Origin of the sequence: Kocuria varians (genome assembly GCF_006539885.1) — a bacterium.
Classification (GTDB): Bacteria; Actinomycetota; Actinomycetes; order Actinomycetales; family Micrococcaceae; genus Kocuria; species Kocuria varians.
On record NZ_BJNW01000002.1, the window covers coordinates 62,529 to 83,498 of the forward strand.

At 70.7% G+C, this 20,970-nt stretch carries 23 protein-coding genes; 19 read left to right on the top strand and 4 right to left on the bottom strand.

Translation table 11 applies throughout. The annotated features are described in order from the left end of the window. The first annotated feature begins 78 nt into the window (after window positions 1–78). The 4 genes from KVA01_RS01495 (at window position 79) to KVA01_RS01510 (ending at window position 2,008) form a co-directional block, all read left to right on the top strand. Complete coding sequence (locus KVA01_RS01495; RefSeq protein WP_068469307.1) at window positions 79–282, top strand: CopG family transcriptional regulator; 204 nt, start codon at window positions 79–81, stop codon at window positions 280–282. Further along, a complete protein-coding gene (locus KVA01_RS01500) occupies window positions 279–641 on the top strand; it encodes a type II toxin-antitoxin system death-on-curing family toxin (RefSeq protein WP_068469146.1) in 363 nt (120 codons plus the stop codon). The genes KVA01_RS01495 and KVA01_RS01500 overlap by 4 nt, the downstream gene beginning before the upstream one ends. A gap of 89 nt (window positions 642–730) precedes the next feature. Beyond that, the gene (locus KVA01_RS01505; RefSeq protein WP_068469144.1) at window positions 731–925 is read left to right on the top strand and encodes a hypothetical protein; all 195 of its coding nucleotides are present in this window, start codon (window positions 731–733) and stop codon (window positions 923–925) included. A gap of 78 nt (window positions 926–1,003) precedes the next feature. Further along, the gene (locus tag KVA01_RS01510) at window positions 1,004–2,008 is read left to right on the top strand and encodes a DNA-formamidopyrimidine glycosylase family protein (protein ID WP_141268626.1); all 1,005 of its coding nucleotides are present in this window, start codon (window positions 1,004–1,006) and stop codon (window positions 2,006–2,008) included. Window positions 2,009–2,083: 75 nt separating this feature from the next. Here the strand turns inward: KVA01_RS01510 and KVA01_RS01515 are convergent, their stop codons facing one another. Beyond that, window positions 2,084–3,097, bottom strand: a complete 1,014-nt coding sequence (locus KVA01_RS01515) for a CAP domain-containing protein (RefSeq protein ID WP_068469140.1) — start codon at window positions 3,095–3,097, stop codon at window positions 2,084–2,086. A gap of 322 nt (window positions 3,098–3,419) precedes the next feature. Next, the gene (locus KVA01_RS01520; RefSeq protein WP_068469138.1) at window positions 3,420–4,397 is read right to left on the bottom strand and encodes a pseudouridine synthase; all 978 of its coding nucleotides are present in this window, start codon (window positions 4,395–4,397) and stop codon (window positions 3,420–3,422) included. Window positions 4,398–4,472: 75 nt separating this feature from the next. Between KVA01_RS01520 and idi the strand changes: the two genes are divergently transcribed. Further along, window positions 4,473–5,015, top strand: a complete 543-nt coding sequence (gene idi / locus KVA01_RS01525; RefSeq protein ID WP_141268628.1) for an isopentenyl-diphosphate Delta-isomerase — start codon at window positions 4,473–4,475, stop codon at window positions 5,013–5,015. Between the two features lie 99 nt (window positions 5,016–5,114). Here the strand turns inward: idi and KVA01_RS01530 are convergent, their stop codons facing one another. After that, window positions 5,115–5,813: a type 1 glutamine amidotransferase domain-containing protein gene (locus KVA01_RS01530; protein ID WP_068469134.1), complete on the bottom strand. Its 699-nt coding sequence runs from the start codon at window positions 5,811–5,813 to the stop codon at window positions 5,115–5,117. 125 nt (window positions 5,814–5,938) lie between these two features. On the opposite strand from KVA01_RS01530, the gene KVA01_RS01535 reads away from it, so the two are divergent. The 7 genes from KVA01_RS01535 (at window position 5,939) to KVA01_RS01560 (ending at window position 11,730) form a co-directional block, all read left to right on the top strand. Next, window positions 5,939–6,526: a TetR/AcrR family transcriptional regulator gene (locus KVA01_RS01535; RefSeq protein WP_141268630.1), complete on the top strand. Its 588-nt coding sequence runs from the start codon at window positions 5,939–5,941 to the stop codon at window positions 6,524–6,526. Window positions 6,527–6,737: 211 nt separating this feature from the next. Further along, window positions 6,738–7,649, top strand: a complete 912-nt coding sequence (locus KVA01_RS01540; RefSeq protein WP_068469130.1) for an acetoacetate decarboxylase family protein — start codon at window positions 6,738–6,740, stop codon at window positions 7,647–7,649. 125 nt (window positions 7,650–7,774) lie between these two features. Then, window positions 7,775–8,206: an NAD(P)H-binding protein gene (locus KVA01_RS12795; protein WP_231860635.1), complete on the top strand. Its 432-nt coding sequence runs from the start codon at window positions 7,775–7,777 to the stop codon at window positions 8,204–8,206. Continuing rightward, complete coding sequence (locus tag KVA01_RS12800; RefSeq protein ID WP_231860634.1) at window positions 8,164–8,679, top strand: Rossmann-fold NAD(P)-binding domain-containing protein; 516 nt, start codon at window positions 8,164–8,166, stop codon at window positions 8,677–8,679. Before KVA01_RS12795 ends, KVA01_RS12800 begins: the two co-directional genes overlap by 43 nt. A 102-nt stretch (window positions 8,680–8,781) precedes the next feature. After that, on the top strand, window positions 8,782–9,756 hold the full coding sequence (locus KVA01_RS01550) for an alpha/beta hydrolase (protein WP_068469128.1): 975 nt from the start codon (window positions 8,782–8,784) through the stop codon (window positions 9,754–9,756). Between the two features lie 190 nt (window positions 9,757–9,946). Continuing rightward, on the top strand, window positions 9,947–11,125 hold the full coding sequence (locus KVA01_RS01555) for a glycoside hydrolase family 76 protein (protein WP_068469126.1): 1,179 nt from the start codon (window positions 9,947–9,949) through the stop codon (window positions 11,123–11,125). A gap of 62 nt (window positions 11,126–11,187) precedes the next feature. Then, window positions 11,188–11,730, top strand: coding sequence for an NUDIX hydrolase family protein (locus KVA01_RS01560; RefSeq protein WP_068469124.1), 543 nt, complete (start codon window positions 11,188–11,190; stop codon window positions 11,728–11,730). A 6-nt stretch (window positions 11,731–11,736) separates the two neighbouring features. Here the strand turns inward: KVA01_RS01560 and KVA01_RS01565 are convergent, their stop codons facing one another. Beyond that, the gene (locus tag KVA01_RS01565; protein WP_068469122.1) at window positions 11,737–12,867 is read right to left on the bottom strand and encodes an FUSC family protein; all 1,131 of its coding nucleotides are present in this window, start codon (window positions 12,865–12,867) and stop codon (window positions 11,737–11,739) included. A gap of 310 nt (window positions 12,868–13,177) precedes the next feature. Between KVA01_RS01565 and KVA01_RS01570 the strand changes: the two genes are divergently transcribed. The 7 genes from KVA01_RS01570 to KVA01_RS01595 all read left to right on the top strand — a co-directional run bounded on the left by KVA01_RS01570 (window position 13,178) and on the right by KVA01_RS01595 (window position 20,915). Next, on the top strand, window positions 13,178–14,509 hold the full coding sequence (locus tag KVA01_RS01570) for an MFS transporter (protein ID WP_068469120.1): 1,332 nt from the start codon (window positions 13,178–13,180) through the stop codon (window positions 14,507–14,509). Window positions 14,510–14,644: 135 nt separating this feature from the next. Further along, window positions 14,645–15,901, top strand: a complete 1,257-nt coding sequence (locus tag KVA01_RS01575) for a M24 family metallopeptidase (protein WP_141268632.1) — start codon at window positions 14,645–14,647, stop codon at window positions 15,899–15,901. Window positions 15,902–16,011: 110 nt separating this feature from the next. Beyond that, a complete protein-coding gene (locus tag KVA01_RS01580) occupies window positions 16,012–16,812 on the top strand; it encodes an IclR family transcriptional regulator (RefSeq protein ID WP_068469117.1) in 801 nt (266 codons plus the stop codon). Between the two features lie 144 nt (window positions 16,813–16,956). After that, complete coding sequence (gene tgt, locus KVA01_RS01585) at window positions 16,957–18,243, top strand: tRNA guanosine(34) transglycosylase Tgt (protein WP_068469115.1); 1,287 nt, start codon at window positions 16,957–16,959, stop codon at window positions 18,241–18,243. 203 nt (window positions 18,244–18,446) lie between these two features. Further along, on the top strand, window positions 18,447–18,716 hold the full coding sequence (locus KVA01_RS12720) for a hypothetical protein (RefSeq protein WP_197461459.1): 270 nt from the start codon (window positions 18,447–18,449) through the stop codon (window positions 18,714–18,716). Further along, entirely contained in the window at window positions 18,713–19,795 is a 1,083-nt protein-coding gene (locus KVA01_RS01590) for an MFS transporter (protein WP_197461458.1), read from the top strand. The genes KVA01_RS12720 and KVA01_RS01590 overlap by 4 nt, the downstream gene beginning before the upstream one ends. A 70-nt stretch (window positions 19,796–19,865) precedes the next feature. After that, window positions 19,866–20,915, top strand: coding sequence for an NAD(P)-dependent alcohol dehydrogenase (locus tag KVA01_RS01595; RefSeq protein WP_231860633.1), 1,050 nt, complete (start codon window positions 19,866–19,868; stop codon window positions 20,913–20,915). Window positions 20,916–20,970: the final 55 nt, after the last annotated feature.

Consider the following 20,970-nt stretch of genomic DNA (forward strand, 5'->3'; position numbering starts at 1 on the left):
TGGGGCCGCGAGGCGTATCCCGCGTCAGAGGGGGCGGCCACCGCGCCCGATTGATACCACCTTGATACCATGGGCCGCATGGCCATGACACTGCGACTGACAGAAGAGGACGAGCGCGTCCTCGCAGACCTCGCCCAGGCGGACGGCATCAGCCGTCAGGAGGCCACGATCCGAGCCATCCGGGAGGTGGCCGCCCGTCGCGGCCACGAGCGCCGTGTGAACGACTCGTCCGCCCGCGCCCGCGCGCGGTACGCCGACGTGCTGGACCGGCTCGGCCGGTGATCGAGTACCTCACCACGGAGGATCTCCTGGGGCTGGTCGAGGACCTCCGTGTCGGCCCGGTACGCGATCTGGGCCTGCTGGACGCCGCCGCCCATCGACCCACCACCGCGCTGTGGGGCCGCGAGGCGTACCCCTCGCTGGATGAGAAGGCCGCCGCGCTGCTGGAGTCAGTCGTTCGTCACCGCCCACTGGTTGACGGGAACAAGCGCCTCGGCTGGCTCGCCACGGTGGTGTTCCTCGACCTCAACGGGGTGTGGATCGAGGCCCCGGACGACGACGCCTACGACCTCGTGATCGCCGTGGCGAGCGGTCGGAGCACCCTCCAGCACAGCGCCGAGATGCTGGGACGCTGGCACTGACACCGGCCGCGTCACCCCCGAGGCCGCGGCCGGACGCACCGGGCACCGGAGTGCCCGGCCGGAAGGTCGGATCTGACAGGATGACCCCCATGGCCCCTTTCAAGAACACGTCGCCCACGTACCAGGCGGGGAAGTTCTTCATCGGGATCGGTGCGGTGGTGGCGGTCCTCTTCTTCGTCCTCGATCCTCGGGCACGCATCGTGAGCCCCGGTCTCGCTCTGATCGAGATCGGGGTGGTGCTGCTCGTGATCGGGTGGTTCCGCCACCCCGGCCGCAGGCGATAGCGCCTCCTACTGTGGACTGTTCACCCGCCCTGCTCGACACCCACCCTCGGAGCACCGACCACAACCCAGGAGGCCCCCGTGCCCGAAGGTGATTCCGTCTACCGCCAGTGCAAGATGCTGCGCGAGGCGCTGGAGGGTGCCGTGGTCGAGAGCTCGGACTTCCGGGTGCCCTCGCTCGCCACCTCGGACGTCTCGGGGCGGACCGTGGTGGCGGTGGTGCCGCGCGGCAAGCACATCCTCATCCGTCTCTCCGCCGCCCCCGACGCCGCACAGATGCGCTCCGGCGCCGAGCCCCTGACCCTGCACTCCCACCTGATGATGGACGGCACCTGGCGGGTCTTCGACAGGGCCCAGAACGACGACGCCGGGCGCCCCGGCGGACGACGGAGCAGCCGTCCCGGCGCGGGCCCCTACCGGCCGCGCGCCCGCCGCGGCGGCAGCGTGCGCTCCGCCGCGGAGGCCCGGACCCGGATCAGCGGGGACGCGGCCATCGGGCAGGGCTCGCACACGATCCGCGCGATCCTGCGCACGAAGGACGTGGAGGCGGTGGGCTTCGACGTCAAGGACGTGCGCCTGGTGCCGACCCGTCTGGAGGGCCAGGAGCTCGTGGGCCACCTGGGCCCGGACATCCTCGGCCCGGACTGGGACCTGGAGAAGGCCCTGGGCCGTCTGAGCGCGCAGCCGGACCGCGCGATCGGCACGGCCATCATGGACCAGCGCAACCTCGCGGGCATCGGCAACGTGTACCGCGTGGAGACCCTGTTCATGACCCGCACGAACCCGTGGGCCCGCGTGGCCTCACTGCCCGACGGGAAGCTGCGCGAGATCGTGGTCCTCGCGCACAAGCTGCTGCACCTCAACAAGGACCGCTCGATCCGCTCCACCACGGGTGAGGCACCCCGCGGTCGCCCCCTGATGTGGGCCTACGGCCGGGACGGTCAGCCCTGCCGCCGCTGCGGCACGACTCTGAAGCGTGGGGAGATCGACGACGCCCTGCTCACCGTGGGCCCCGAGCTCTCCCGTACCGCGGTGCAGCACCTGCGCACGATCGCGTGGTGCCCCCGCTGCCAGGCGGCGGGCTGACAGAGCCGCCCCGAGACCCGGGTGCGTGGGCACCGGGGCCGCGGGGCGGCGTCGTCGTGAGAAGGACGTAAAGGGTCAGCGCGTGACCCAGGTCCTGCCGTTCACGCGGGACCAGTGCGCGGTGTAGCCGTTGGAGAAGCGCTGCCGGACCTCGCTGCCCGCGCCGTACTCCTCGGTGGTGGGGTAGCCCCAGCCGCGCTCGTAGCCGGCCGACTTCCAGGCGCGGCCGATGGCGCCGGTCTCCTTGACGGCGTGCGCGCCGCTGGCCGGGGACCAGAGGAACTTGAACACCGCGCCGGGGGAGGTGCGGAAGTTCTGGTAGACGCCCCCGTTGACCAGCCCACCGCGCTCGTTGGTGGTGGGCACGCCGAACACTGCGGCGCCGCCGAGGGCCGTGTAGCGCGTCTTGATGCCGCCGCGGACCGTGTACGAGGCCTTGGCGGGTGTCGCCGGAGCGACCTTCGTGGCCTGCGCCGCAGCGGCGGTCACCGTGGTGCGCGCATCCGCCGGACCACCGCCGTTGGCGTAGCCGTAGGAGTCCACGGTGCCCACGAGCCGCCAGCCCTGGCCGTTGCCGGCGAGCCCGCCGTCCACGTACGTGAGCCCGATGCCGATGACCTGCATCTTGGGATCGGTGAGCACCTTGTTGTGCGCGGTGGAGCCCTTCCACCAGGTCACCAGGTCGGTCACCGAGTGCTGCCACGACAGCGCGTGGATCTCCCCCACCGCGGTGTAGGCACCCGCTCGGCGGTCCGTGAGGAACGTGTTCGAGTGGTTGATGACCTCCTGCTGCACCAGGCGATCCGACTGCCCCTGCGAGATCCCGGACAGGGTCGCCGAGTACTTGACGGCCTTGAGCCCCTTGGAGGCGCGGTGCGCGTTGATCTGGGACAGCAGGTTCTGGGCGTCGCTCGCGCGGGTGGCCGCGTTCATGGACACGATGTCCGACGCCGCCGCGTGCGCCGGTGCTGCGGTGGGCAGGCTCGCGATCAGCAGCGCCACGGCCGTGACCACGGCCGTGAGAAGACTGGTGACAACGGCGCCGAGCGGGTTGCGGGCTCGGGCGAGTGAGGTGCGGGGGAACGGCATGGGGGCCCATTTCGACAGGGTGACCGCCCGGGACCACACCGCGACGATCGGTCGCGAGGCATGGCGAAAGGCGTGCACGGTGAGGAGGTTCCGGCGGCCGAAGCGCGCCGACCGGCGCTGAAGGGGTACAGCGGATCCGGTGCTGGGCCCAGTGAAGGGGGGAAGACCCGCCGGTAAGGCTACCCTGCGGAAACCCCATGTGTGTGACGTTTCACAGAAAAATAACGAAAAAATTACGGCAGTTTTTTCGTAGCACCGTTTCACGCTCCGAGGCGCCGGCTGTTCGCGGGATCCGCGCTGCCTCCGGGGTGGTGCGCGCTGCCTACCGGACGGCTCCCGGGGTGTGGCGCACCCAGGCCGCGTGGCTGCTCGGCGTCAGCCGGGACTCGATCCGCAAGCGCTCCCCCGTGTGCGGGTGGGTGAAGGACAGGGAGCGGGCGATCAACTGCAGAGGGTTGTCCGGGTCTTCCACGTCGAAGTCCTCGCGCGGTTCCGGGTACAGCTTGTCCCCGCGCAGGGGCAGTCCCAGGGACGTCATGTGGAGCCTGATCTGGTGGGTGCGACCGGTCAGGGGCGCGACCTCGTAGAGGCCCCAGGCGCCGTCGTCGTCCGCGAAGCGCTCCACGAGCCGCACGTCCGTGACGGCGTTGACCTCACCCGGTTCCTCGAAGGCCTGCAGCACGCCCTGGATCTTGCGGATCCGCGACTCGACCCGCACCGTCCGCTCCCCCACGCGGTCCCCGAGGCCGGCCACGGCCCAGTACGTCTTGGTCACCGTGCGCTCCTGGAACATGCGGTGGAAGTCCCCGCGGTCCTGCGCGTTCTTGCACAGCAGCAGCACCCCTCCGGTGGAGCGGTCCAGGCGGTGCAGCGCGGCGATCTCGTCGTTGTGGAACTGGCACCGCGCGGCCACGACCACCGAGCGCCGCACGTTCGCGCCCTTGGGCGTGCTGCACAGGCCATGGGGCTTGTCCACGGCGACCAGCCAGTCGTCCTCGTAGAGGACATCGAGCGGCACGGCCGGGGCGCCCTCGTCCGGCACGGGGCGGTGGAACCACACGGAGAGTCCCGGGGCGTAGGGGGTCTGCGGGGTCACGACGACGCCGTCGTCCCCCAGCACCCGACCGGCCGCCACCTGCTCGGCGAACCAGGCGGCGTCGTCCGGGAAGCGCGCGGCCACGTACTCCGCCGCGGTGGCAGGCATCCCGGAGGTCTCCAGAACGGGGTCCGGGGCACCGGGCCCCGGCATCCGCACCCGCGTGGCACCCACGCCGCGGACCGTGGGCAGTGGCGGAACCACCCGGCGTCTCCCCGAGCGCCGTCCCCCTGCCGATACCATGGGCTGGAACCTAACACACGACCGTGAGGCGGCCTCGTGAACGAGCAGAACAGCCCCGAGCACGTGGTGCTCCTGGACGAGCAGCACCGCCCCACGGGCACGGCGCTGAAGTCGCAGGTCCACACGGAGGACACGCCGCTGCACCTGGCGTTCTCGTGCCACGTGCTCAACCGGGACGGCGAGGTCCTCGTCACCCGCCGCGCCCTCGAGAAGCGCACATGGCCCGGCGTGTGGACCAACAGCTTCTGCGGCCACCCCGGCCCGGGCGAGTCCTTCGAGGCCGCCATCGCGCGGCGCGCCCGCCAGGAGCTCGGGCTGAGCATCCACGGCATCACCGAGGTGCTCCCGGAGTTCCGCTACCGTGCCACGGACGCCTCCGGGATCGTGGAGAACGAGTTCTGCCCGGTCTACGTGGCCCGGGCGGAGGCCGAACCGCGGCCGGCGGCCTCGGAGGTCGCCGAGTACGCGTGGCTGGCCCCGGCGCAGCTCGTGAGCGCCGTCGAGAACGCCCCCTTCGCGTTCAGCCCGTGGCTCGCGGAGCAGATCGCCGAGGCGCCGCTGCGGGAGGCGCTGGGCTGAGAGGGGGACGACGCCGCGGTGGGCCCACCGCGGCGTCGTCGCCTACCCTCACCCCACCGCACGAACAGGCCGGACCACACGCTCGCCCCTGCCCGCCCCTCAGGAGAAGTCCGCGAGGATCCGCTCGGCGAGCGCCGTCGCGGACTGCGGGTTCTGCCCTGTGTAGAGCATCCCGTCCACCTCCACGAACGGCCGCAGCGGGAGAAGTCCCTTGCGGTACTCGATCCCAGCCTCTTCGAGTGCCTCCTGGAGGTACCACTTGGCCTTCCACCCGAACGGGTTGAGCTTCTCCTCCACCGTGGACAGGCCCGTCATGCGGCGCCCGGCGAAGGCGTTGGTGCCGTCCTCGTTCGTCGCGGCCAGGACGGCGACGGGCGCGTGGCACAGCAGCGCGAGCGGGCGGCGGGCCTCCACGCGGCGCCGGAGCAGCTCGCCGGAGACGGGATCGAAGGCGAGGTCCTCCATGGGGCCGTGGCCGCCGGGGTAGAACACGAGGTCGTAGTCGGCCTCGTCCACCTCGTCCAGGGGGACCGGGTGATCCAGCTGCTCCTGGATGGAGTCCAGGTATGCGCGGACCTCCTTGCGCCGCTTCGGCAACCCGCCCGCGACGCCCAGGCTGAGCTCGTCGAGCGTGGGTGCCACTCCCCCGGGCGTGGCCACGGTGATGCTCCAGCCCGCCTCGGTGAACAGCCGGTGCGGTTCCGCCAGCTCCTCCGCCCAGTAGCCGGTGGGGTGCACCGTGCCGTCCTTGAGCGTCCAGCCGGTGGCGGCGGTGACGACGAAAAGCACCTCGGTCATGCGCGTTCCTTTCCCCTGACGACCCTGGGACGACGACGCCGGGTGCGCCTCCGCGCGCCGCGTTGCCACCACCACGGGTCCGTCCCGTAAAGTGTTCACCGTCAACTTTAGGGAAAGGGGTTCGCGTGTCAACCGCCGAGGACAAGCAGCCGCACCACCACGGCAATCTCCGTGCAGCCCTGGTGGCGGCGGGGATCGCCATGCTCGAGAGGGGGGAGCGCTTCTCGCTGCGCGCCGTGGCCCGCGAGGTGGGGGTCTCCCAGACCGCGCCGTACCGGCACTTTCCGGACAAGGCCCACCTCGAGGCCGCGATGGCCAGCGCCGGCTTCGAGACCATGAAGCGGCGCATGGAGACCGTGCTCGCGCGCTCGACGCCGTACTCGCAGGTCCTCACGGACCTCGCCCTGTCCTACGTGCACTTTGCCGCGGAGAACCCCGCGCTCTACGACCTCATGTTCTCCATCTCGGCCTGCGGGGACGACCGTCTCTCCGTCTCCGCGGAGGTCTTCGCTCTGCTGGAGGAGACCGTGGCCGAGCACTACCCGCGCGTGGACACCTACGGGCTCACGACCGCCGGCTGGTCCATGGCGCACGGCCTGGCCTCCCTCTACCTGAGCGGTCAGCTCCCGGTCACGACTGCGGAGGAGCTGGACGCCCGCGTGACCGGCGCGTTCTCCGCCGTGCTCTCCCTCGCGGCCGCGGACGGCCCGTAGGCCCGTTCCGCGCGAGCGCCCCGCCCGCGACGGGCCCACGACGCCGCGCGGCCCCTGCATCTGGCCTCGCGAACACGCCGTCGCGGGCGCCGGCCAGCCGACTGCCGACTGCCGCGATCCTGTTGTTGACACTGTCAACATCCGATGCTTACAGTGTTCACATACCGGGGATCGCCGGTGGAAGACCCAGCAAGAACAGGACGTGGTCGCCATGACGGCGCACCAGGAAGACACCGTGGACGTCGCCCTCGGAGAACGGACCGTGCCGGTCCCCGGCGGCGGGCTGTACGACACCTACCGGATGCGAACCGACCTGAACGCGGTCGCCCAGGATCCCCGCGTGGCGGGCGTGGAGTTCTTCCGGGACCAGCCGAAGACCGAGGTCTCGTCCCCGATCGGCCCCACGTGGACGCCGAACTTCTACTACGCGATGTCCAGCGCCCGGCTCACGATGCTCGCGCCTACCCGGTCCCTCCGGCCGCGCCTTCCCGAGGAGCTCGACCCGCTGGAGATCGCTCCGGGCTTCGGCCTGGCCTCGCTCATGCTCTTCCGGTACGACGTCGCGGACATCGACTTCTACACCGAGGCCGCCGTGGGCATCGCCGTGAGACCGCCGCGGCACGGGCCCTTCGGGGCCGTGGACACCCTGGCCGGGCTGAAGAACGACCACCTGCACGCCTACGTGCTGTCCCTTCCCGTGAGCACGGAGATCGCGCAGGTCCGCGGCCAGGACGGCTACGGGTTCCCCAAGTGGGTGGCGCCGCTCGACGTCACGGTGGGCGGGCAGCGGACGTCCGCGAGGATCGGCAACGGGGCCGGCGGCACCGACCTCGAGTTCTCGGCCCCGACCCCCGCGCAGCAGCACCATCCCAGTGGCACGCGCGTCTCCTCCCTCACTTCCTACACGCAGGTCGACGGCGCCTGGCACGCCACCTTCAACCAGACCAACGTGCTCGCCACGGGCACCTCGAAGTTCCCCAAGAACGTGAGCCTGACGCTCGGGCAGGGGCGGGTGTCGGACGACCTCCGCTCTCTGCGTCCCGTCCGGAACCTCGCGTTCGACGCCTCGACCTCCGCGCAGGCCGCCCTGCACATGCCCACCGTCCTCTCGCTGGGCCGCTGAGACCACGGGCCCGGCACACCGGGCCGCCGACGGCCAGCACCGCCACCACGGCGGGCCGCTGCCCGATCACGGCACCGCCCCCATCGACACGGCCCCCCCACGACGCCGCACCGGAAGGATCACCCATGCAGACCATCCTCGGAGCCGGCGGACCCATCGCGGACGAGCTCGCCCGCGAGCTGCACCGCCACCACACGCACGAGATCCGCCTCGTGAGCCGCCACCCCTCCCGCGTCAACGACAGCGACGAGCTGGTGGCCGCGGACCTCACCGACGCGGCGGCGACGTCCCGCGCTGTGGCCGGCAGCGACGTCGCCTACCTGACCGTGGGCCTGCCCATGGACTCGGCGCTATGGGAGGAGAAGTTCCCCGTGATGATGCGCAACACCATCGCGGCGGTGAAGGAGCACGGCGCGAAGCTCGTGTACTTCGACAACACCTACATGTACGCGGGAACCCCCGAGCCGCAGACCGAGGCCACGGCGTTCGCGCCCAACGGCCGCAGGTCGCCACCATGCTGCTGGAGGAGATGGCAGCGGGAACGGTCGAGGCACTGATCGGGCGCGCCCCCGAGTTCTACGGCCCGGGCAAGACCAAGAGCTGGAGCAACGTGCTCGTCTTCGACCGCATCCGTGCAGGCAAGCGGCCGTTCGTGCCGGTCAGCGCCAGCACGCGCCGCTCCCTGATCTGGACCCCGGACGCGGGCCGCGCGCTCGCACTGCTGGGCAACACCCCGGACGCGTTCGGACAGACCTGGCACCTGCCCATCGACCAGAACCGGCTCACCTACCGGCAGATGATCGAGATCGCCTCCCAGGTCACCGACCGGAAGATCCGGTACACCGTGCTGCCGCGCGCGGCGTTCGTCGCGGGGGCGCGGTTCGTCCCCGCACTGCGGGAGGCCAACGAGCTGCTGCCGCGCTACCGCGGGGACAACCTCTTCGACACCTCGCGGTTCGCGGAACGCTTCCCGGACTTCCGGGTCACCTCGTACCGTCGGGGGATCGAGGAGATCCTCACGCAGTCGTAGTTGGCCCGGGAGGCCGACGACGCCGTGCGGCACCCTGCCGGGGTGCGGCGTCGTCGTCGCCCCGCCCCGGGCTCACCACAAGACGCCAGAGAAAGGAACGAGATGACCACCATCGAACCGATCACCCCCGTCCTCGAGCCCGAGGCCACGGAGCTGTGCGAGGCCACAGACCCGCACCCGCGCATCTACGAGGTGCCGCCGGAGGAGGGCCGCCGGATCCTGCGGGACCTGCAGAGCGGCGAGGGCGTGGAGCGCCCGGACGTGGACGAGGAGTGGGTCGAGGTGGACACCGGAGAGTGGGGAACCGTGCGCACGCGCATCATCCGCCCCGCCGGCGTGACGGGCACCCTTCCCGTGGTCTTCTACATCCACGGTGCGGGCTGGGTCTTCGGGGACGAGGACACCCACGACCGCCTGTTCCGTGAACTCGTGGTGGGCGCGAACGCCGTGGGCGTGTTCCCGGTGTACGACCGCGCACCCGAGAAGAAGTACCCCACGCAGGTGGAGCAGAACTACGCGGTGGGCCAGTGGGTTGCCGAGCACGGTGCCGAGCACGGCATGGACACGGGCCGCATCGCGGTCACCGGCGAGTCCGTGGGCGGGTGCATGAGCGCCGTGTTCACGCAGATGAACAAGGACCGCGGCGGTCTGGACATCGCCGGGCAGGTACTGCTCTACCCCGTCACGGACGCGGACTTCACCACGGGTTCCTACGAGCAGTTCGCGGAGGGCTACTACCTCACGCGTGAGGGCATGAAGTGGTTCTGGGACGCCTACACCACGGATGAGACCGAGCGCCGCGAGAAGTACGCGTCCCCGCTGCAGACCCCTGATGAGGAGCTGAAGGGTCTGCCCACCACCCTGGTGATCACCGACGAGGCGGACGTCCTGCGCGATGAGGGGGAGAAGTACGCCAACAAGCTGCGCGCGGCGGGCGTGGACGTCACGAGCGTGCGCGTGGCCGGGATGGTCCACGACTTCCTGCTCCTCGACAGCCTCCGCGACACGCACGCCGCGAACGTCGCACACGGGCTGGCCATCGAGGCGCTGCGCAGGGCGCTGGGCACCGACGGCTGAGCCCCGGACGAACCGGGCCTCAGCGCGGAACGTTCCGCGCGGAGGCCCATGCCGTGCTGCGGGGCGTCGATCCGAACCAGGAGTGCACCGACATCTACGACGTACGGGGTCAGGAAAGACCCGCGTCGTCGCCGCACCCCCGCCCGCTAGGCTTCTGGGGCACCCCGTCCGCCGTTGCAGGAGCACCGCGATGTCCGAGTCCCCCGCCCACCGGGCCGCCAAGGCCGCCCACTCCGTGGACCACCTCTTCGGGTCCCGGGCGTTCCGCGTGCCGAGCACGTACCTGGGCGCAGTCGCGTTCCCGCGCCCCCGCCGGGGCCCGTGGCACTACTGGTGGCAGGCACACCTCATGGAGGCGTTCGTGGACGCCGCCGCCCGCGAGCGTCTGGCCGGCCACGCGGACGACGCCGCCTGGGCCCGTTCGCGCGCGCACCTGCTGCTGCGCGGGATGGCCGTGCACAGCGGAGGCAGAGTCACGAACAACGTGTTCTTCGACGACATGGCGTGGCTCGCGCTCGCGCTGGGGCGGCTGCGCCACGAGGACGTCGCCGTCACCGGCAACACGTCGCGCGCGGTGCAGGACGACGGCGTGGCGCTGGCCCGGCGCCTCGAGGCCGGGTGCGACGCCAACCTGGGCGGCGGCACGTGGTGGAACATGACCCGCGACTACAAGAACACGGCCTCCACGGCCCCGGTGGCGCTGTGCTTCCTGCGGATGCACCGCACGGAGCAGGCCCGTGAGCTGCTGACGTGGCTCTTCGACACCCTCTTCGACGCCGAGCGCGGCGTCTTCCTGGACGGCATCCGGATGGTCGCGGCGGGCTCGGGCGTGGAGACCACCGCGGTGGACCCGCACGTGTACACGTACAACAGCGGACCCGTGCTGGGGGCGACGCTCGAACTGGCGGACGCGGTGACGGACCCGGAGGAGAAGCAGCTCTGGCTCTCCCGGGCTGCAGCCATCGTGCACGGCGCCGCGCGCGAGTTCACCGCCGAGGGCCCGCACGGCCGTCCCGTGCTGAAGGGACAGGGCGGCGGGGACGCCGGACTGTTCACCGGGATCCTGGCGCGCTACCTGGGGGAGGCGGCGTCGTCGTCGGAGTTGGACCCCGCGGCCCGCGAGACCGCCCGTGCGCTCGTGGCCGCCACCGCGGACGCGCTGTGGGACGGGCGCCGCGAGTTCGACCCGGACGAGGACTTCTCCCGCCCGGGGGTGCGCACGGAGGGCGGCGAGACCGTGGCCGTGTTCTCCCCCGAACCCTCGCAGCACGCCAACGACGCGCAGCGCGCCGGGGCCCCCGTGGAGCTGAGCACGCAGGTGCAGGCGTGGACGGTCCTCGAGGCCGCAGCCCTTTCGGCTGACCGCTGAACCCGGCGCGGCACGCGGATCACCCCTGGTCCGCAGGGGTGCACCGGGGGTAGAAACGACTCATGAGTTCAGTACGCACCCCGGATCCGAACCCTGGTTGGCTCAGCGAGGACGACCTCAACCGCGCGCGGGCCACGCTGCCCATCGTGTACGTGCAGGCCATTCCCGTGCGCCTGGACCCGCTCGGCTGCCTCTCGGAGATCGGCCTGCTGCTCACGGCCAACGACGAGGGCCGCATGGTGCGCACGTTCGTCTCCGGGCGCGTGATGTACCGCGAGACCGTGCGCGCGGCCCTGCTGCGCCACCTGGAGAAGGACCTCGGTCCCCTGGCCATGCCGCAGATGCCATCCACCACTGTGCCGTTCGCGGTCTCCGAGTTCTTCCCGTCGCCGTCCGAGACCGGTCTCACGGACGACCGCCAGCACGCCGTGGCGCTGAGCTACATCATCCCGGTGCGCGGCGAGTGCGAGCCCCGCCAGGACGCCCTGCAGCTGTCCTGGATGACCCCGGACGAAGCCCTATCCCTGGACGTCCAGGAGGAGTTCGAGGGCGGCCGCGAGGACCTCATCCGGCAGGCGATCGCGCACGCCGGCTGGGGGCGCTGAGCCCGCTCAGTCCTCCGTCCGAGCGGGGTCCTGAGGGGCGTGCTGCGGCGTGTCCTGCGCGGTTTCCCGCTCGGGCACCCGAGGCAGCATGCCCGTCGCCTGACGGATCAGCGGCACGGCCCGGGTATCCGCGATGCGCTCCTCGCGCGAGCGGAACACGTAGACCACCGCCAGGCCGCACGCCGCGCCGATCACGGTCTCCACGGCGCGCGCCTGCAGCAGCGACGACGCCTGGCCGGGGCTCGCGAGCTCCGTCATGAGCAGCGCGAGCGGGGTCACGAACAGCAGCGCCACGGCGTAGTTGCGGCCCACGAACAGCTCCGCGAGGAACTGCAGGATGATCACGAACACCACGATGTGCCAGCTCTGCAGCTGCAGCGAGAGCAGGAACGCCGTGACACCCACGCCGCCCAGGGTGCCGATCACGCGGTGCACCGCCCGTTGCATGCGCGCGGTGAGGTCAGGGGCGGCGATCGGCGCGGCCGCCGCGACCATCGCCCAGTAGCTGTGGGACAGTCCGCTCAGGCTGCCCAGCACCGCCGCCGCCCCCGCGGCCAGGAAGAAGCGCCCGGCGTGCGCCCACAGCTGCGCGGCGGTGAGCCCGTGGTGGGCGGGCACGCTCGCCACCGGCCCGCGCACGCCCTCGCCCACGTACCGGAACACGATGCCCCACCCCACGGACAGCGCCGCCGAGACCGCCGCGATGCACCCGGCCTGCCACGCGGGTGCGGCGGCCGGCAGCGTGCCCACCGCGCCGGCGGCGAAGATGAAGAACAGTGAGCCGGCCGGTTTCAGCGTCAGGTACGCGGCCACCAGCGCCCCCAGCCCCGCGATCACGGCGGTGACCGCGAGCACCGCGGGCTCCGGCAGACCGGCGTTGGACATCAGTGCACCGACCACCACGCACAGCACCACGAGCAGCCCCGCCTGGGCCTGGTGCCGGATCCGCGCCCGCACCGGTTCGTTGCGACCGTAGAGAGCGGCGAAGGACCCGAAGACCGCGTAGATCGCGAGGTCCGTGCGCCCCACCGCCAGCAGCACGAGCAGGGGCACCGCCACCGAGAGAGCGATGCGCGCCGCGGGCACGTGGTCCCGCTGGGACGGCGGGATGGTGAAGAAGGACGAGAGCTGACTCACGGCGGAACATGCACCTGTTCTTGGGGTACGGGGGGGACGGTCCATTCTCCCCCACGCGCGGCACCCTGGGACTCGTGCCCGCCCGCCCGGCTCCCCGCCCGAGAATCGTGGGGCTCGCACCATAGTTCCTATTGCCGCAACAGCGTTGCAACATGACCGTAACCGAGCTCGGGTGCACTGGACACCAGAGCAGCGCAGAACCACAGCACAGCCGGGGAACAACCGCCACAACCCTTGACCGGGCCACCCCCTCCGGCTAGTTTGAGGCAACGGCGTTGCACATACTGCAACAATAACCCTGGGGGACCGCATGACCCACGAAGCCACGGCCCACTCCGCGCCCTCGTCCGGTGCCCCGGCGGCGTCGCCCGTGTCGGCCGCCACCCGGCGGCGCGTGATCTCCGCGAGCTTCATCGGCAACTTCGTCGAGTGGTTCGACTACGCGATCTACGGCTACCTCGCGGCAACCATCGCCACTGTGTTCTTCCCGGACTCCGACCCCCAGACCGCCCTGCTGGCCACGTTCGCGCTGTTCGCCATCTCGTTCTTCGTGCGTCCCCTGGGAGGCTTCTTCTGGGGCCACCTGGGCGACAAGATGGGCCGGCGCACCGCACTGTCGCTGTCCATCCTGATCATGACCGGTGCCACCTTCTGCATGGCGCTGATCCCCGGCCACACGACCATCGGCATCTTCGCGCCGATCCTGCTGCTGATCGTGCGGATCGTGCAGGGCTTCTCCGCGGCGGGCGAGTACGCCGGCGCATCCGCATTCCTGGTGGAGTACGCCCCGGCGAACCGCCGTGGGATCTACGCCGCCGTGGTCCCCGCGAGCACCGCGGCGGGACTGCTCTTCGGGTCCCTGTTCGTGGCCGGGCTCTCCGCCCTGCTCACCTCCGAGCAGATGGACACGTGGGGCTGGCGCATCCCGTTCCTGCTGGCCGCACCCATGGGGCTGATCGGCCGCTACGTGCGCACGAAGCTCGAGGACACCCCGGTGTTCCAGGAGCTCGCCCAGGAGGACGACGTCATGCAGGCCCCCGTGCGGGACATGTTCCGCCACCACTGGGCCACCCTGCTGCGGGCGTGCGGCGCCGTACTGCTCAACGCGGTGGGCTTCTACATGCTGCTCAGCTACATGCCCACGTACCTCTCCGAGGAGATCGGCTTCGGCAAGACGGAGTCCTTCCTGGCCACGTCCCTCGCGCTGCTGTCCTACATCGGCTTCATCTTCCTCACGGGTCTCGCCTCGGACCGGTTCGGGCGCAAGAAGCTGCTCATCTCCGCGAGCGTGTGCTTCATCCTCTTCACGGTGCCGCTGTTCGTGGTCCTGGACGAGGGCTCCTTCCTGGTGGTGCTGCTCGTGCAGGTGCTGCTGGGCGCCATGCTCACGCTCAACGACGGCACCCTGCCGAGCTTCCTGGCCGAGCAGTTCCCCACCCGCATCCGCTACAGCGGCTTCGCGGTGAGCTTCAACCTGTCCAACGCGGTCTTCGGCGGCACGGCACCTTTCATGGCCACGCTGCTGATCTCGCTCTTCCACTCGGACCTCGCACCGGCCTGGTACCTGGTGGCGGCCGCGGCGGTCTCGCTCGTCGCCGTCGCCTTCTCCCACGAGACGGGCGACAAACCGCTGGCCAGCTGAGCCCCGACGCCCGCGGCAGGACGACGACGCCGCGGCGTCGCTCCCCGGCGCGCGGACCACGGGCCCCACGACCCACCACTCCACGGATCACCGCCCCGGGGATCCGGACCCCACAGATCGCCACCAAGGAGGACCATGAACACCACACCCGCCACCGAAGCCACGGACGTCTCCGAACTGGCGCGCCTCAAGGTGCTGCACAACGGCGAGAAGGAGCAGCTGACCTTCTCGGACGAGGAGTTCGAGCGCCGCCTCGCCGGGTTGCGCGCGATCATGGCGGACAAGCAGCTCGACGCCGTGATCCTGACCAGCTACCACGGCATCAAGTACTACTCGGACTTCCTGTTCACCACGTTCGGGCGCAGCTACGCGCTCGTCGTCACCGCGGAGGACTCCGTGACGGTGACGGCGAACATCGACGCCGGGATGCCGTGGCGCACGAGCTACGGCGAGAACGTGGTCTACACGGACTGGCGCCGCGACAACTACTACTTCGCACTCCAGGAGGTGCTGCGCCAGCGCGGTGTGACGGCCCGGCGGATCGGCGTGGAGGACGACGCCCTGCCGCTGCTCAACCGGCAGCGCATCCAGGACGCCTTCCCGGACGCGGAGCTCGTGGACATCTCCCTGGACGCCATGCGCCAGCGCATGTTCAAGTCCGCGGAGGAGATCGCCGTGATCACCCACGGCGCGCGCATCGCGGACCTCGGTGGTGAGGCGATCCGCGAGGCCATCCGCGAGGGCGTCACGGAGTACGAGGTCGCGCTCGCCGGGACCGAGGCCATGGTCCACGAGATCGCGCGGACGTTCCCCCTGCGCGAGGTCCGGGACACCTGGGTGTGGTTCCAGTCCGGGCTCAACACGGACGGTGCCCACAACTGGGCGACCACCCGGAAGCTGCGGCGCGGCGACATCCTGTCCCTGAACTGCTTCCCCATGACGTCGGGCTACTACACGGCGCTGGAGCGCACGCTGTTCCTCGGGGAGCCGGATGCCCGGTCCCGGGAGCTGTGGGAGATCAACGTGCAGGTCCACGAGCGCGGCCTGGAGCTCATCAAGCCGGGTGCGGTGTGCAAGGACATCGCCGCGGAGCTCAACGAGATCTACATCGCCCACGGACTGCTCGCCAACCGCACGTTCGGCTACGGCCACTCGTTCGGCGTGCTGTCCCACTACTACGGGCGCGAGGCCGGGCTGGAGCTGCGCGAGGACATCGACACCGTGCTGGAGCCGGGCATGGTGGTGTCCATGGAGCCGATGATCACCGTCCCGGAGGGGCAGCCCGGGGCGGGCGGCTACCGGGAGCACGACATCGTGGTGATCGGCGAGAACGGCACGGAGGACATCACCAGGTTCCCGTACGGTCCCGAGCACAACATCATCACGGCGTAGTCCGCCGCGGCGCGGGTGGGCGCGGGGCCGTCCGACGACGGCGCCACGCCCACCCGCGCGCCCGTTCCGTCCGGGACCCCGGGCACGTCTGCGGAAGAATGTGCAGTGATATGGCAGCAGCATCCAGAACCGAGTCCACCACAGAGTCCCGCACCACCCCGGTCATCGCGAACGCCGTGAGCGTGCTGCGGTGCTTCACCCACGACGACCCCCTCCTGGGCGTCACGGAGATCGCCGGGCGGATCGGGCTGCACAAGAGCACCGTGTCGCGCATCCTGGCCACGCTGGAGCAGGAGAACCTGGTGGAGCGGGATCCCCAGACCCGCCGCTACGGCCTGGGGCTCGGTCTGATCACGCTCGCAGGACCGCTGCTCGCGGACCTCGACGAACGCCGCGTGGCCTACCCCGTGCTGCAGGAGCTCACCGCCCAGACCGGGGAGACGAGCGCCCTGGTGGTGTGGAACGGCGCGGAGACGGTCTGCGTGGAGCAGATCCCCAGCCCGCAGGAGATCAAGCACACCATCCCCCTCGGCACCAGGTACGACACTGCGCTGAGCTCCTCCGTGCAGGTCTTCCTCGCCGCTCAGCCCGCCGAACGCGTACGGGCACTGCTGCTCGCCGGGACGGTCACGCACCTCGCCACCACGGAGGACGCGATCGAGAGCTACCTGCAGCAGCTGGCCACGGTCCGGGACGAGGGCGTGGCGGTGAACTACGGCCGGACCCACGTGGACGAGGTCGGCGTGGCGGCTCCCGTGCGCGACCACCGGAACGAGACGGTGGCCGCCGTGATGATCGCCGCTCCCCGCTACCGCGTCACGGAGGACCAGGTCTCGCACCTCGTGGCCGCCTGCACGGCCGCGGCGGAGGAGGTCTCCCAGCGGCTCGGGCACTCGCCGCGTGAGGACTGAGCGCCACCGGCCACCCCCGGGGCGGGGACCACGGGGACGCGCGGCACCGAGCTGCGCGGGCGGCGTCGTCGTCCGGGACGTGCGCACGGGGCCCGCGACCCGCGGGCGACCCCCGGGCCCGCCCGGACCCGGCACAATGGTGGGGTGCCGATCTCAGACCCCGCCTCCCCGTTCCGCTTCGAGCTCCACACCCGGCTGCGCGACAGCCCGTCCGTGACGGCGGAGCGGGTCGCGGACAACGGCGGGCAGTTCCAGGCCCGCACGGGCACCATCACCACCCCGCACGGACAGATCCAGACGCCCGCGTTCATCCCGGTGGCCACACAAGCGGCGATGAAGGCGGTGCTGCCCGAGTCCATGGCGGCGGAGGGCGCGCAGGCCATGCTCGCCAACGCCTACCACCTGTTCCTCGAGCCCGGCGACGACGTCCTGGACGAGGCCGGCGGGCTGGGCACCTTCATGAACTGGCCCGGCCCCACGTTCACGGACTCGGGCGGGTTCCAGGTGATGTCCCTGGGCTCAGGACTCGGCAAGGTCATCGACATGTCCACGGTCTCGGGGCCCCTGGGGGACAACCACCAGGCCCCCGGGGTGAAGCGCATGGCACGCGTGGACGACGACGGCGTGTGGTTCCGCTCCTACCTCAACGGTGACCTGCACCGCTTCACCCCCGAGGTCTCGATGCAGGTGCAGCACAACATCGGCGCGGACATCATGTTCGCGTTCGACGAGCTCACCACCCTGCACAACTCCCGCGAGTACCAGGAGACCGCACTGGAACGCACCCGGCAGTGGGCGCTGCGCTGCGTGGCCGAGCACCGGCGACTCACGGAGGAGCGCGCCGCCAAGCCGTACCAGGCGCTGTTCGGCGTGGTCCAGGGCGCCCAGTACGAGGACCTGCGCCGGAAGGCGTGCCGGGACCTGTCCGGGATGGGCTTCGACGGCTTCGGGATCGGCGGTGCCCTGGAGAAGGCCCAGCTGGGCACGATCGTGCGGTGGTGCACCGAGGAGCTGCCGGAGCGGACCCCCAAGCACCTGCTGGGGATCTCCGAGCCGGACGACATCTTCACCGCGATCGACAACGGCGTGGACACCTTCGACTGCGTCTCCCCCACCCGCGTGGCCCGTTCCTCCGCGGTCTACTCCCCCACGGGCCGCTTCAACCTCACGAACATCCGCTTCAAGAAGGACTTCACGCCCATCTCCGAGACGTGCCGCTGCTACACGTGCACCCACTACACGCGGGCGTACCTGCGGCACCTGTTCAAGTCCAAGGAGCGCAACGCCGCGACCCTCGCGTCCATCCACAACGAGCGCTTCGTCCTGGACCTCGTGGCCGGGGCACGCGCGGCCATCGAGGCCGGCGACTACTTCGAGTACCGGGACGAGTTCCTGGGCGCCTACTACGGCGTGGCGCAGCCGAGCTCCTGAGGACGACGACGCCGCGGGGCAGGCTCCGCTGCCGGGCAGCGACTCGGCACGGTGTCGGGTGGCTGGAGCCACTCTCGTCGATCGCGCAAAAAAGTACTGATTCTGGGCATGAGAAGTGCTGGGCCGTCCCTCACCGCTCTGGTGAGGTGGGTCTGTGAGCGACGACACGTTCACACGAGACCACCCGACGGAGTGCGGTCCTGTTGACACCCCAGAGCACGCCCCTGATCTTCGGCATGCCCAGGAAGCTGGTTTTCGGCTACCTGGCGCTGGCGATCTTCATGACCGGCGACGGCATCGACCTCGTCTTCCTCTCCCGCTACCTGGTGACCCAGCAGGGATTCACCCCTGAACAGGCGGGGCTGTGCTTCACCGTCTACGGGTTCATGGCGGCGCTGGCCGCATGGACCACGGGAGTCCTGGCCGACCTCTTCGGCCCCAAGCGGCTCATGGTGCTGGGCGGGGTGCTGTGATAGGCCTCCACGCGCTGTTCCTGCTCGTGGGCGTCACCGACCCGACACTGGGTGTCCTCACCTATGGACTGCGGGGGATCGCCTACCCGCTGTTCATGTACTCCTTCGTGGTGCTGATCGCGGAGTCGACGGAGCCCGGCAAACTGGCCAGCGCCATGGGGTGGTTCTGGGCCGCGTTCTCGATCGGCCTGGGCACCCTCGGCGCGTTCATCCCGTCCCTCACGGTCCCGGCGATCGGTGAGATGGCCACCCTGTGGCTCAGCATCGCCTTCGTGGGCGCGGGAACCCTGATCTGCCTGTTCCTGGTGCCCGGAGCGCCCAAGGGCGCCCTGGTGAACCAGCCCCTCACCCGCGAGGAGAAGACCCGTGAGCTGCTGCGCGGCGTCACGATCATCGCCGAGAAACCCCAGATCTTCCTGTCCGTGGTGATCCGCGTGCTGTGCAACCTCACGCTCTACGGCTTCCCGCTCATGATGCCGCTGTACCTCACCGGCGTGTACTCGGACTCGCAGGCCTGGTTCACGCAGGAGGAGTGGATGCGTCTGTGGGCCGTCACGGCGGCCGTGCAGATCCTCACCAACATCATCTGGGGCCGGTTGGGAGACCGCTTCGGGTGGATGCGCCAGATGCGGTGGTTCGGCTTCGTGGGCATGGCCGTCGCCACCCTGGCCTTCGGCTACTTCCCCCTGCTCTTCGGGCACAACCTGGTCATGATGTACCTCGCCGGGGTGCTGTTCTCCGTCTCGGTGACGGCCTTCGTCCCCATGGGCGCCATCTTCCCCGCACTGGCCCCGGAACACCGCGGCGCCGCCATCTCCGCCCACAACCTCGCCTCCGGACTCACCACGTTCATCGGCCCGGGCATCGTGACCGTCTTCCACCCGCTGCTCGGCTCCCTCGGCGTCCTCTGGGTCTACGCCGCGCTCATGATCCTGGGAACCCTCACCACGTTCTTCATCCATCCGCCCCAGCCGGGGATCACCGACGACGACGGCCGGGAGCTCACCCGCGCCGAGAAGGCCGTCTACCGGGCGGAGCACGGCGCACCGGGAAGCCAGCGCGTCGAGATCACCGCCTGAGCACCCCGTTCCAGCCACCACACGGGACGTCCGACCCTGCGAGGTCGGCGTCCGACGAGAGGAAACGATCATGACGAACACCATGAAGGCCGTTGTTCTGCAGGAGCAGGGAAAGATCACCGTCGACGACGTCGAGCGCCCCGGCGCCCCCGGGCCCGGCGAGGTCAAGGTGGGGATGCACACCGTGGGGATCTGCGGCTCGGACGTCCACTACTACACGCGCGGCGCCATCGGGGACTTCGTCCTGCGCGAGCCCATGGTTTTGGGCCACGAGGGATCCGGGACGGTGCTGGAGGTCGGCGAGGGCGTCACGCACCTGCAGCCCGGAGACCGGGTGTGCATGGAGCCGGGCATCCCCAACCCGCGCTCGCGTGCCTCCCGGGAGGGGATGTACAACGTGGATCCGGACGTCCGCTTCTGGGCCACCCCTCCGGTGGACGGCTGCCTCGCGGAAGAGGTCGTCCACCCGGCGGAGTACACGTACAAGCTGCCGGAGGAGCTCTCCTTCGCCGAGGGCGCGCTGATCGAGCCGTTTGCCGTGGGCATGCAGGCCGCAACGAAGGCCCGGCTGAAGCCCGGTGACATCGCGGCCGTGGTGGGGTGCGGCACCATCGGGATCCTCACGGCCATCGCGGCGCTCAACGGTGGCGCGTCCCGCGTGTACATCTCGGACGTCGCGGCCGAGAAGCTGGCCCTGGTGCAGGACATCGACGGCATCGTGACCGTGGACGCCTCCCGGGAGGATCTCGGGGAACGCATCCGTCGCGACACGGACGGCTGGGGGCCGCAGGCCGTTTTCGAGGCATCGGGCTCCGCGGGAGCCTACAAGTCCCTGTGGGACCTGCCCGCGCCCGGCGGGGTTCTGGTCCTGGTGGGGATGCCCACCCAGGAGGTGCCGCTGAACGTGGTCAAGATTCAGGCCAAGGAGCTGCGGATCGAGTCCATCTTCCGCTACGCGAACGTCTACCAGAAGGCCATCGACCTCGCCGCCGGCCCGGGTGTGGACCTCTCCCGGCTCGTGACCGGGACCTTCCCCGTGGCGGAGTCCGTGGCGGTGTTCGACCGTGGCGCCGAGGGCCGTCCCACCGACACGAAGCTGCAGATCACCTTTGCGGGCTGACCCCAGGCCCTGGCTCACCCCGTGCGGCGGCACTCCACGGAGTGCCGCCGCACGG